This is a genomic window from Moraxella caprae DSM 19149 (assembly GCF_000426885.1).
Classification (GTDB): domain Bacteria; phylum Pseudomonadota; class Gammaproteobacteria; order Pseudomonadales; family Moraxellaceae; genus Moraxella; species Moraxella caprae.
In genome coordinates, this window is sequence record NZ_AUGF01000019.1 from 37,076 (window position 1) to 49,809 (window position 12,734).

General features: G+C 42.2%; 12 protein-coding genes and 2 pseudogenes. 5 read left to right on the forward strand and 9 right to left on the reverse strand.

What is annotated here, in order from left to right:
- Positions 1–23: 23 nt before the first annotated feature.
- Complete coding sequence (efp, locus tag K941_RS0107025) at positions 24–593, reverse strand: elongation factor P (RefSeq protein ID WP_029103061.1); 570 nt, start codon at positions 591–593, stop codon at positions 24–26.
- Between the two features lie 98 nt (positions 594–691).
- On the opposite strand from efp, the gene epmB reads away from it, so the two are divergent.
- A complete protein-coding gene (gene epmB / locus K941_RS0107030; RefSeq protein ID WP_029103062.1) occupies positions 692–1,696 on the forward strand; it encodes an EF-P beta-lysylation protein EpmB in 1,005 nt (334 codons plus the stop codon).
- A gap of 79 nt (positions 1,697–1,775) precedes the next feature.
- On the opposite strand, the gene K941_RS0107035 is transcribed toward epmB, so the two are convergent.
- Positions 1,776–2,348: an FxsA family protein gene (locus tag K941_RS0107035; protein WP_029103063.1), complete on the reverse strand. Its 573-nt coding sequence runs from the start codon at positions 2,346–2,348 to the stop codon at positions 1,776–1,778.
- A gap of 140 nt (positions 2,349–2,488) precedes the next feature.
- Between K941_RS0107035 and ruvC the strand changes: the two genes are divergently transcribed.
- Positions 2,489–3,091 carry a crossover junction endodeoxyribonuclease RuvC gene (gene ruvC, locus K941_RS0107040; RefSeq protein WP_029103064.1) on the forward strand — a complete coding sequence of 201 codons (603 nt, stop codon included), beginning with the start codon at positions 2,489–2,491 and terminating at the stop codon, positions 3,089–3,091.
- A gap of 144 nt (positions 3,092–3,235) precedes the next feature.
- Positions 3,236–4,540, forward strand: a complete 1,305-nt coding sequence (locus K941_RS0107045; protein WP_029103065.1) for a solute carrier family 23 protein — start codon at positions 3,236–3,238, stop codon at positions 4,538–4,540.
- A 93-nt stretch (positions 4,541–4,633) separates the two neighbouring features.
- Here K941_RS0107045 and K941_RS0107050 read toward each other — a convergent pair whose 3' ends face one another.
- The 5 genes from K941_RS0107050 to K941_RS15050 form a co-directional block, all read right to left on the reverse strand.
- Entirely contained in the window at positions 4,634–5,134 is a 501-nt protein-coding gene (locus K941_RS0107050; RefSeq protein ID WP_036387769.1) for a redoxin domain-containing protein, read from the reverse strand.
- A gap of 59 nt (positions 5,135–5,193) precedes the next feature.
- Complete coding sequence (locus K941_RS0107055) at positions 5,194–6,588, reverse strand: FAD-binding oxidoreductase (protein ID WP_029103067.1); 1,395 nt, start codon at positions 6,586–6,588, stop codon at positions 5,194–5,196.
- Between the two features lie 390 nt (positions 6,589–6,978).
- Entirely contained in the window at positions 6,979–7,680 is a 702-nt protein-coding gene (locus K941_RS15045; RefSeq protein ID WP_208854364.1) for an MBL fold metallo-hydrolase, read from the reverse strand.
- 156 nt (positions 7,681–7,836) lie between these two features.
- Positions 7,837–8,577: an MvaI/BcnI family restriction endonuclease gene (locus K941_RS0107065; protein WP_029103068.1), complete on the reverse strand. Its 741-nt coding sequence runs from the start codon at positions 8,575–8,577 to the stop codon at positions 7,837–7,839.
- On the reverse strand, positions 8,567–8,824 hold the full coding sequence (locus tag K941_RS15050) for a helix-turn-helix domain-containing protein (protein WP_167539591.1): 258 nt from the start codon (positions 8,822–8,824) through the stop codon (positions 8,567–8,569). The genes K941_RS0107065 and K941_RS15050 overlap by 11 nt, the downstream gene beginning before the upstream one ends.
- A gap of 95 nt (positions 8,825–8,919) precedes the next feature.
- Here K941_RS15050 and K941_RS15055 point away from each other — a divergent pair, with 95 nt between their 5' ends.
- On the forward strand, positions 8,920–10,212 hold the full coding sequence (locus K941_RS15055; protein WP_036387773.1) for a DNA methyltransferase: 1,293 nt from the start codon (positions 8,920–8,922) through the stop codon (positions 10,210–10,212).
- A gap of 47 nt (positions 10,213–10,259) precedes the next feature.
- Here the strand turns inward: K941_RS15055 and K941_RS15060 are convergent.
- Positions 10,260–11,317: pseudogene (locus K941_RS15060) on the reverse strand (NAD(P)-dependent alcohol dehydrogenase).
- Positions 11,318–11,482: 165 nt separating this feature from the next.
- Positions 11,483–12,327, reverse strand: a pseudogene (gene fghA / locus K941_RS15065) (S-formylglutathione hydrolase).
- Between the two features lie 169 nt (positions 12,328–12,496).
- Here fghA and K941_RS0107090 point away from each other — a divergent pair.
- On the forward strand, positions 12,497–12,734 hold a 238-nt coding region (locus K941_RS0107090; RefSeq protein ID WP_029103069.1), incomplete at its 3' end, for a helix-turn-helix domain-containing protein.

Below are 12,734 nucleotides of genomic sequence, written 5' to 3' on the forward strand. Positions count from 1 at the left end.
GACTGTTTTTTTCGTGTCAAATATCACACACGAGACAGATATTCACCCGTACGGGTATCTACTTTAACCACTTCATTTTGTTGGACAAATAGTGGCACACGCACCACCGCCCCTGTTTCTAGTTTGGCAGGCTTACCGCCACCGCCTGAGGTGTCGCCACGCACACCAGGGTCGGTCTCAACGATTTCAAGCTCCACGAAGTTTGGCGGGGTAACCGACAGTGGCGAGCCGTTAAATAGGGTAATGGTGCAACGAGCGTTTGAGTTTTCTTTTAGCCATTGTGCCGAGTCGCCCATGGCGTTTTTGTCGGCTTGCATTTGCTCAAAGGTCTCAGGGTGCATGAAATGCCAAAACTCGCCGTCATTGTACAAGTATTCCATCTCGGTATCCACCACGTCCGCCCCTTCTAGGCTGTCGCCTGATTTGAAGGTTTGTTCTAGGACTTTACCGGTTTTTAGGTTACGCAGTTTGACACGGTTAAAGGCTTGACCTTTACCGGGTTTGACGTATTCGTTCTCTAGGATAGAGCAGGGGTTGCCGTCAAGCATGACTTTTAAGCCTGCTTTAAAATCGTTGGTAGAAAAACTTGCCATGAAAATTACCTTTAAAAAATAAAAATAAAAAGTAAAATGCGTTATAATGACGCACTTTAACCGTCTATTATACTGAAAATTACTAAGTTTTGTCAAAAATGAACGACATTTTTTTTAATCAGCCCAACTGGCAAAAAGAGTTATCGAATGCCATAAGCGACGTGGCAAGCCTTTACGAGTTGTTAGAGTTGCCCTTACCAAACGAATTTCATGCCCCTACCAAGTTCCCCTTAAGAGTGCCACACGCCTTTATCCAAAAGATGAAAAAGGGCGACCCCAACGACCCTTTATTACGTCAAATCCTACCCGACATTGCCGAGAGTTTGCCTGTGGCGGGCTATACTGCCGACCCATTGGACGAAAATACCCATAACCCTATCAAGGGATTATTGCACAAATATCAAAGCCGAGCCTTAATCACGGTAACGGGGGCGTGTGCGGTGCATTGTCGTTATTGTTTTCGTCAGCATTTTGACTATGGGGCAAATTTACCAAACAGCCAAGACATTCGCCAAATCTGCCACTATATCGCCAATGACAAAAACATCAATGAAGTGCTATTAAGCGGAGGCGACCCATTAAATATTAACAATCGCCGTTTTAATGAATGGATTGGGGCATTGTCTGATATTGATAATATTAAGACCATTCGCATTCATACCCGACTGCCTGCGATATTGCCAAACCGTATTGATGATGAATTCATTGATATATTGGCATATTGCCCAAAAAATATCGTCATGGTGCTACATATCAATCACGCCAATGAAATAGACAACGCCCTTGCCCAAAAATGCCAAACCCTAAAAAAACATGGCGTGGTATTATTAAATCAAAGCGTGTTATTAAAAGGGGTTAATGATAATGTAGAGATATTGTGCCAATTAAGCCATGCGTTATTTGATATTGGGGTGTTGCCGTATTATTTGCATATTTTAGATAAAGTGGCAGGGTCAGCTCATTTTGATTTGCCGATAGACAGAGCGATACAGATTTATTGGCAACTTTTGGAAAAATTATCGGGCTATCTTGTGCCGAAACTGGTGCAAGAAGTGGCGGGTAAACCATATAAAGTGCCGATTGATATTTATAAAAATTGTTAAATTTAAAAATCGCCTAATTTGATATTAAGCGATTTTTTATTAATATTAAGATTAATTTAAATAATGATTTAAGGTTAATTTAATCATCATTTGCTGATTTTTTAACTGTTTTGGCTTGTCCGTCAATGGTGGTGCGAGAATTGCCATAATTACCGCCAAAACCGCCATTACCAAAGGGATTGCCTTGTCCAAAAGGGCTATTGGGGTTCACACCGCCCATGCCACCAAAGGGGCTTTGTCCGCCCATTTGTTTTGCCATCATTGCCATCATTTTTTCTTGGTTGTTCATGGCGTAGTTTTTGGCTTTGGTGGTCAGCACCTTTTGAATGGCAGGTAGGAGTAGCAAAAACGCCCCGATGTCGGTCAAGATGCCCGGTAGGACAAACAAAATCCCTGCAATGCCCATCGCTACTGATTTGGCAATGGTGGACTCTGGGGGCTGATTGGCAGGGTTGGGGATAACGCCATTTTTCATCTGCTGAGCCATGGGGTTTAGAGTGCTGGCAGCTTTTTTGATGAGTGCCAAGCCAATAAAAAACGCCACAACAAACCACAAAAACACAAGCCAACCGCTCATGAATTGAGCCAACAGATACCAAATCAGCATTTCAATGATGAACCACACCAAAGCAATACCCACAACAACGCCCATACGTTTTCCTTATTAGTTTAGAAATTTAACACAAAATAGTTTATAATACCAAATGTTTGTGCTAACGCCAAATTTTTAAAGGCAAGGGTAACAATTTTTAACATTTATCTTTTAATATTTTTTGGGTAGATTTCATCAATATGACACTCATCATCGGCATAGACCCTGGCTCTCGCATGACAGGTTATGGCATTGTGCGTGCGGTGGGCGACCGCTTGACCTTTATAGATGCAGGGACGATACGCACTGACAGCACGGATATGCCAGTGCGTATCAGTCAGATTTTTGATGGCATTGCAAGGATTGTCAGTCATTATCAAAAATACCATGATGAGCCGATACATTCTGCCATTGAGCAGGTGTTTATGGCGACCAACCCTGATAGCGCCCTAAAACTCGGGCAGGCTCGGGGGGCGGCGATTGCGTCTTTGACGGCACAGGGTTTGACGGTGTCAGAATACACCGCTCGGCAAATCAAGCAGGCGGTGTGTGGCTATGGGGCGGCGGACAAAGAGCAAGTAACGGCAATGGTGTGTCGTCTGCTCGCCCTTGATGTTGTGCCACAAGCGGACGCGGCGGACGGGCTGGCGTGTGCGATTTGTCATGCTCACTCTAGCCATTCCATGCACAAACTTTTGGGCAACACTGCCCTAAAAGGTCGCTCGGCAAGCAAGAAAAAAGGGCGTTGGCGACTGTCTGAGACCGATTTGCTAAGCCAAAATAAACTGATAAAGCCACAATAGTTAGGGCGTGTCTGCCCTTTATAATACAATTGCATTTTAAAATTTGTAGAAACAGAAAAGACAAGCATACCCTAAGGCGATGATTTTTAATTGTCGCTTTTTTATAACAATGAAAATCTAAATTTAAAACGATAAGGTAAAAATATGTCATTCTTTCCCAAATTCACCCCCTACAAAGGCGACATTGCCACAAGCCCTGTCGCCACTTATGAATACCTGCCCCCTGCTCAGACGGTCATGCTTGGCATTCAGCACGTCCTTGCCATGTTTGGGGCAACGGTGCTTGCCCCCATTTTAATGGGCTTTGATGCCAATCTTGCCATTATGATGAGCGGGATTTGTACGATTTTGTTTTTTGTGATGACAGGCGGACGAGTGCCGAGCTATTTGGGGTCGTCCTTTGCCTTTATCGGCGTTGTGGCGGCGGCAACCGCTCATGCGACAGGCTCTGGGGCGAACCCCAATCTTGGCGTGGCACTCGGTGGTATCATCGCTTGCGGTGTGGTCTATGCCTTGATTGGTTTTATCGTCATGGGAACAGGCACTCGCTGGATTGAAAAGCTCATGCCTCCTGTGGTAACAGGTGCGGTCGTCATGATTATCGGGCTAAACCTTGCCCCCGTTACGGTGTCATCTGTGACAGGTAAACCCTTTGAGCTTGCCATGACACTAGTTACGGTACTGTGTATGAGTGGTATTGCGGTGTTTGCCAAGGGCTTTGTAAAAAGACTATTGCTCCTTTTGGGCTTGGTGCTTGCTTATGCTATTTATGCCATTGTTGCCAATGGCATGGGATTTGGTAAGCCGATTGACTTTGGCGTGATTGGGCAGGCAAGCTGGTTTGGCGTGCCAAACTTCTCCGCTCCTGTGTTTGACATGAACGCCATGCTTATCATCGCCCCTGTGGCGTTTATCCTTGTGGCGGAGAACTTGGGGCATATCAAGGCGGTGGGGGCGATGACAGGCGAGAATCTCACCCCACAGCTTGGCAAAGCGTTCGTAGCGGACGGTGTGGCAACAGCACTCTCGGCAGGGGTAGGCGGTACTGGCATGACGACTTATGGCGAGAACATTGGGGTCATGGCGATTACTCGGGTGTACTCTACGCTCGTGTTTGTTGTGGCGGGGGTGTTTGCTATCTGTCTAGGCTTATCACCAAAATTTGGGGCGTTAATCCAAACTATTCCCACGCCTGTGCTAACAGGTGCATCCATTGTCGTGTTTGGTCTGATTACCATTGCAGGGGCAAAAATTTGGATTGACAATAAGGTGGATTTTAGTGATAACAAAAACCTGATGGTCGGTGCGATTACCGTGATTTTGGGAACGGGGAATTTTGGTTTGATGATTGGTTCGTTTGATTTGGGTGGCATCGGCACGGCAACCTTTATGGCGATTTTGTTAAATTGGGTGCTGGGGATGGGTAAGGATAAAGATGAGGTTATGTAGAGCTACATAGAACTGCCTAGAACTGATGCACGATGGAGCAAAGTGGGCATGGTAAGTTTTTGGTATTCATACTAAAAGAATTGGGGGTAAGCCCTAATACAGTCCTACCCACCACAGCCGTAATTTTAACAGCCAAAGCGGTGCAATGCCTGTAAAACTTTGGGCGACTTTGCCGTCATCTAATATCACAAAGGATGGCGTTACCTGCCCACCCCACTCGCCAAATACCGCCCCATGTTGGTCATTGATGGTATAAAAATCATAGCCGTGTTTGTTCATATAAGCAAGTAATTCATTGTCATCGCCCGATGACACTGCCACGCTTAGCACATCACGACCATCAGCGTGCAGGGCTTGGACGTTGGGACTGGTCATGCGACAGACACTACACCACGACCCCCAAAAGTAGATAAGCACAGGCGTATCATAACTTTGTGAGACGACATCGACCACCTGCCCTGTGCTGTTTTGATAGACAAGTTTGGGACTGTCAGGCATGACAGGCGACCGCCACAGATTGACCGCTGTGTAGATGACGACAAACATCACAAGGTAAGTCAAGGCGGAAAATAAAGTTTTGCGAAGTTTTTTCATAATTTATAAATAAAACTTATCTTGATAATTCTAAAATAGGTTTTTAAATTTAAAAAGCTCTAAATATCAAACACCTTGCCACGGTTCATGATGCCATTGGGGTCAAACACTGCCTTGATGGCTTTCATGTATTCAATCTCGACAGGCGAGCGGGTATAATCCAAATACGGCTTTTTGGTCATGCCCACGCCATGCTCGGCAGAGATTGAGCCTTTGTATTTTTTAATCGTTTCAAAGACGTATTTATTGACCGTTTGGCATTTTGCAAAAAAGTCGTCTTTGGTTAAGTTGTCGGGTTTTAGGATATTTAGGTGCAAATTACCATCGCCAATATGCCCAAACCAGCAAATCTCAAAATCTGGATAATTGTCCTTGACAATCTGTTCAATGTCATTGATAAAATCGCCCAAATGCGTAATCAGCACCGACACGTCATTTTTGTAAGGCGTAAATACCGAAATCGTCTCAGAAATGCTCTCACGCAACTTCCACAGCTCGTGCAGTTGCCCCACGCTTTGGCTCATCACACCGTCTTCAATAAGACCATCTTCACAACACGTCTCAAACACGCTCATGGCGGTGTCTAGCACGTCATCGGAGACGGCTTCAAATTCTAGCAAAACATAAAAAGGCGTACGGCTCTCAAAGGGTTCTTTGGCGTGTCCTGCGGTCAATACCTTATCGATTGCCACGCTGTCAAAAAATTCAAAAGCAGTTAAGTTTAATGCTTTACCAAACTTATCAAGCAGTTTGACTACCGAGCCAAAATCAGGCACACCCAAAACCATTGCCGTTAAATTAACAGGCTGTTTTTCAAGTTTTATCAATGCACGAGTTACAAAGCCAAGCGTGCCTTCTGCTCCAATAAACAGATGACGAAAATCGTACCCTGTGGCGTTTTTTAGCATACCGCCATTGAGCTCCAAAATATCGCCCTTGCCTGTTACCACCGTCAAGCCTAGGATTTGGTTACGAGTCATGCCATAGCGGATTACCTTAATGCCACCTGCGTTCGTGCCGATGTTGCCCCCGATTTGGCTTGACCCCGATGAGGCAAAATCCACCGCATAGTATAAGTTTTTGGACTCGGCAAACTCTTGCAAGGCTTTGGTAATCACGCCAGCTTCGACCTCCACCATGCGGTCGGCTTCATAAAACGTGCCAATGGCATTCATTTTGTCAAAACTTACCACCACTTCACCATTGCTTGCCACCGCCCCTGCCGATAGCCCCGTACGCCCACCGCTTGGCACAAGGCAGATGCTATGGGTGTTGGCAAGGCGGACGATGCGGGCGACTTGTTCGGTCGTCTTGGGAAAAACAACGGCATTTGGCGCAGGAGCAAAATGCTTTGTCCAGTCCTTGCCCCAGTTGTCTAAGCTGTCAGGGTCGGTTTTGATTTGGCTGTCGTCAAGTATATGACGAACTTCATCCAAAAACGTGGTGTGGTTCATGATGGCTCTCTATGTCTCATTAAAATTTGAAATGCATTAATATCATACAATGACGCATTATAACCTTTCAAACGTGCGGTGTAAACGACAAAAAAGTTGTGATATTAACAACAAAAAATTAAGCACTCATCCAAAAAGCACACTGTAACAAAAACCAAAAAGACAGCTTAAACAAAAGTTAATATTTTACGGTTTGAAGACGCACACTGGGTGTTTCATTATATTAACCATGGGTGGGTACAGCATGGTTTTTGGACTACTACCATATCTTCAATTATCACAAAAACCCCAAAAATCACTCTCTTCTTAACGCCCTATCCCCCCACCAGTTATCGTTCACAAAACCGTCCGCATATTTCTCGCCCATTTTGGGGACATCAATGGGCAAATCTAATTCTTTGGCACTTTTACCGCATTATCAATGGACTCGTACCACGGATTTCTACCAAGACTAAACACGCCCCAGCCCAGTTCGGTGATTTTATCGGCTGGCACGCCCCACGACTCTAATCTTACCCCCACGCCAAGCGGTGCGATAAAACGCCCTGCCTTGTCCACCAAATGGCGAATGGTGGTCGCTTCCAAATGGTCGTAATGGTCGTGGCTAATCAGCGCCACATCAATGGCAGGCAGGTTTTGGCGTGTGATTGGGGCTTTTTGAAGGCGTGGGGCAATCAGCGGTAAATTTAGGGGGTTGGCGTTGTCAAACACGGGGTCGGTCAAAAAGCGTTGTCCGTCCAATTCCAAAATGGCACTGGCGTGTCCCAGCCAATAATAGGCGAAGTTTTTGGGCTGCCCAAAATGGGTTTTATCCAATAAAATCATCGGTAAACGACCGTTTGGCGTGTAACCATCATGGCGAATAAAACCGCCTTTGCCTGTGGCTTGGTCGGGACAATAGGGCAAATCATCGGTATAAAGGTTCACAAATTGCCCATTTTTGTAATACGGTAAATGGGCAAAACGGCTCTCAATAGGCAATCCGCCCAAATTGCGGTAGAGCATTATGCCCAAAATCGCCACAATCAGCGTGAGTACGCCCAAAGTGGCTAGGGTGAATTTTAGGAGTTTTTTAAAAATAGGTTTCATCATACATCAAATAAATCAAACCATTAGGATTTGGGCGTCCTAATGGTTTTGGCTTAGATTGCAAGTGCGTTATTATAGCAAATTGGGGATATTTTGGAAAATTGAGTGTTGTTATAGGTGGGTATAAGGTGGGGTTGTGGTTTAATTGATATTATTCAACTATTCCACAATATTAAATTCACCATATAGCCTAGCCATATTTTCTCTTTTAATTCTGAATCCAGAGCCATGATCATGGGTTTTTCCTTTTTTATTGCCTGTTTTATACGCACCAACTCGCACATCATACATAATCACACCTCCATCAAGCAAAAGCAAAAAATTTTCAAAAGAAATAAAACTAGAAAAAATTGTGGCTTGAGTAAAGTGAAAATGTTCTATATCATCAATTCTTTGCGTTTCAGCCCTAACAAAAGCTAAATTTTCTATTTTTTGAATGGCTCTTCTTAACTGTTCAAAACTATAATAAACGGAACGGTCAATTCTTCCGTTACAATCAACTAAAATATATAATCTTTCATTTGTATAATCTATCTCTAATGAAAAACTAGCTCCCGATACATGCGTATTAAATCTCCCGCAAAAAATTGAAGTATGCAATACTTTAATATCGGGGTAACAGCTATCAGGAGAGCCGTAATTTTCCCTTAAGTATGTATTAGCTCCCTTTGGCATTGTTGGACTTTTAGTAAATAAAGTTACATAACTTTCACTTAAATTACGTTGAGACTTAATTTCAAAGCCGTGTAAATCAGCTTCTCTAAGATTATTTTCAGCAACACCTATCAAATCCTCAAAAGTCTTACCAATACCTGTACTGTTACTACGTCTACTAGGGGAAAATCCTAAATTTTTGACTCTGTGAAAGTCTGCGATGAAAAGTTCTAGATTACTTGGCATATTTATCTCCTAAATTAAGATGTTTATTGGGTAAAAGATCATGAATGGAGCATTGTAAAATTGTTGCTAGTTTGTAAACATGCTCAAGATTACAATCTTTTTGACCACTTTCAATCTGATTGATGAAAGCCTGGGAATATCCCAATTCATTAGCAAGTTGTTCTTGAGTGAATGCTCGTTCACGCCTAAATCGGATAATATTTAGTCGAATATTCGACTGAATACCTTCAAAATTATCTAATTGCATAAATTTCATCCCCAAAATTGTTTTTACTTAACATTTTTCTCATTATGTGATAAAATTATTGTGGTTTCAAAAACTCATAGGTTATAAAATACACAATGAATACAGATTTATCATGGTTGCTTGAATGGTCTTTCAAAGAAAGAAGTGCTGTTTTACTGGCTCATAAAATTCATCGTTATCCAGCAATGTTTATTCCTGAGCTTGCTGAAAAAATCATTCTTACCTTCTCAAAAGAAGATGATGTTGTTTTGGATATTTTTTCAGGCAGTGGCACTACTGTGCTTGAAGCAAGGAGATTGCATAGACAAGCCAAAGGAATAGAAATAAATCCTTTGGCAATTCTTATATCAAAAGTTAAAAATACATATATTGATAGATTGTTATTGGAGAAAGAAATCAAACAATGGCAATCCATTTTCCTACAAAATAGTTTTCCAGAACATCAAATCACAAATAAAGATTTTTGGTTTCATCATATTACTAATAAGTCTGTAAATGATGCAGTTGGTGCTATTAATCTTATAGAAAACAGAAATGTTCAAGATTTTTTAAAAGTATGTATTAGTGAAATTATTCGTGAAATATCTTATTGTGTTCATAGCGGTTTTAAAATGCATAAGGATAAAAAAAAGACAGAAAAGGAGCTTTCCTTTGATAAGTTAGAATTTTTGGAAAAAATCCAACCAATTATAGAAAGAAATAAGCAAGCAGTTCAAGAATTAAAAAAAATCAATGAGAGACAATACTCTTTTAATGTGTATTTCCATGATAGTAGAGAGAAACTAGAATTAATTGGGAATAATAGCGTAGATTTGATTTTAACGTCCCCACCTTATGGAGACAGTCGAACAACGGTTGCTTACGGTCAATTTTCTGCTTTCTCTTCAGAGCTATTTAATTTAAAAGGGTTTTATGATAGACCAATTCGTCATTTAGATAATGATTTACTGGGGGGGCAAACTAAGAATATTGATATCTACAACTTAAATCAAAAATCCCTAACACTCAAAAATATTCAAGAGTTATTTCTAGCTAGAATAATGACGGCTCAAGATGAAAAAGAAAAGAAAAAAATATCAGATAGACTAAAAGACATTTTAGCTTTTTACAATGATCTAGATATGTGTATTGACAATGGTTCTGACTATCTTAAAACCAATGGTTTTTTTGTAATGGTAACGGCTTCGAGAGTAGTGCATAATACAAAACTACACACAGATATTATTATTGCAGAATTAGCCATTCATTATGGATTAAAATTAAAAAATATTTATTATAGAGACATTTTAAATAAAAGAATGCCAAGCAAAGTAAGCGCAACAAACATCAAAGGTGAAACCACAACAACCATGACTCAAGAAAGTATTATAGTTTTGCAAAAGATATAACAAAAAAACACCGCCTTTCCCAAGGCGGTGTTCCCCCTATCCCCAAATTACCCCCTCAAACTCCCCATATCAATCACAAAGCGATATTTCACATCACTCTTTTGCATTCTTCATAAGCGGTGTTGATGTCTTGCATATCAATCATTTCCACATCCGGCACGATATTATGCTCGGCACAAAAATCCAGCATTTCTTGCGTCTCACGAATTCCACCAATCACAGAAGCCGAAATACTACGGCGACCCATAATCATCGGCACGGTGTTGATGGTTTGTTCCAGCTCGCCCACCAAGCCGACTAGCACCAGCGTGCCGTCCAATGCCAAAGTCAGCACATAGGGTTTTAAATCGTGGGTGTATGGCACCGTGTCAATGATTAAATCAAAGGTGTTTGCCACCTCGAACATCTGACCCTCATCGGTAGACAGCACCACACGGCTCGCCCCCAAACGGTAAGTGTCATCGGATTTGCCGACAGAGCGGGTAAACAGCGTTACTTCCGCCCCCATTGCGTGAGCGAGTTTGACCGCCATATGCCCCAGTCCGCCAAGTCCGACAACAGCGACTTTTGAGCCAGCCTTGACATTCCAATGTCTAAGGGGCGAGTAGGTGGTAATGCCTGCACACAAAAGAGGGGCAACCGCTTTGGTGTCCAATTCTTCAGAGACTTTTAACACAAAATCTTCGCTCACCACAATGCCTGTACTGTAACCGCCTTGTGTTGGTGTGCCGTCAAAGCGGTCAATACCGCCATAAGTGCCTGTGTTGCCGTGCTCGCAATATTGCTCCAAACCGTGTAAGCAAGGACTGCATTCACGGCACGAATCCACCATACAGCCCACGCCCACCAAGTCGCCAACTTTGAATTTATGGGCATTTTTGCCGACTTGGGTAACTCGTCCGATGATTTCGTGTCCGACCACAATCGGGTAAGTGTGGGTAAAGCCCCAATCGTTCCTAGCGGTATGCAAATCCGAATGGCACACGCCACAATATAAAATATCAATCAAAACATCGTCATCACACAAGGCACGGCGTTCAAAGGCGTAAGGAGCTAGTGAGGTGGTTGCCGAAAAAGCGGCGTAGGATTTGACAGGGTGGGTCATTTGGTGTTCCTAAAATGGTTAAAAATATGGGTATTATAAGGGATTTGAATTATTGGGGATAATGGATAATTTTGATAGGTAGATATTAGTTAAAATGATGATTGGATTTTCAGGCTGCCTGAAAACAAATGCCGTCCAAAATATCAGACGGCATTTGTTTTGTGCTTATTTTAAATACTTCGCGTGAAACGCAATATGCTCACCAATAAAACTAGCAATAAAATAATAAGAATGGTCAAAACCTGCTTGCAAATTAAACTGATAATGCACGCCCAATTTATCCGCCATTTGACAAAACAATTCAGGTTTTAATTGCGTGTGCAAAAACTCATCTTTATCGCCCTGCTCAATCAAAATAGGTAGATTTTTTTGTTTAATTTCAAGATGATGTTTTTCTAATAACGCCACGCTATCATAATCCGCCCACGCCTGTTTGTCATCACCCAAATAAGCAGTAAATGCCTTTTGCCCCCAAGTCACTTGCGTGGGTGCGACAATCGGTGAAAATGCCGAAACACTTTGATAAACATCGGGATTTTTAAAGGCAATCATCAACGCCCCGTGTCCCCCCCCATTGAATACCCAAAAATGGACTGTGTGCCGCTCGTGGGGAAATGCTCGTTAATCAACGCAGGCAATTCTGTCGCAATATAATCATACATTTGATAATGGCTTGCCCAAGGCTCTTGTGTGGCATTGACATAAAATCCCGCCCCTTGCCCCAAATCATAAGCGTCATCATCTGCCACGCTCTCGCCACGGGGCGAAGTGTCGGGAGCAACGACAATCAGGTTATACTCATCGGCATAGCGTTGATAGCCTGATTTGGTGATGAAATTTTGCTCGGTGCAAGTTAAGCCAGACAGCCAATATAAAACGGGTAATTTTTGATTTTTGGCGGTATCAGGTAAATAAATGGCAAATTTCATTTCACAATTTAGGCAATCTGAAAAATGTTGCCAAATTTGTTGTTCGCCGTTAAAAATGCGGTGGGTTTGAATTAAATTCATAAATATTATTCTCTGATAATAATGACAGGAACGGTAAATTCGGTCTGCACGAAAATATCATTCGATGCTATCTACACTTTTAAAAAGCACAGAATCATAATCAATAAGTTCAATATTCATATGTTAGAAACAGTCGCGTTATTTACAGTATTAAGGTAAAATACTGCAAATGAACATACACAAAAACACAAGACTGCTTCCCCACCATAGGGAAGCCATTTGGACTGCTTACCATAAGAACAAGCAATCAGTGACTTCACTGGCACTCGAGTACAAAGTATCAAGACCTACCATTTACAAGGTCTTAAAACTTGCTCGTGTTAAACTGCTTAAACCCCAAACCAGTACCAACAATCGCTTTAAACAAGCCAAGTATGGCATTAAACGCTTAGCTAAGATTGAAAAAT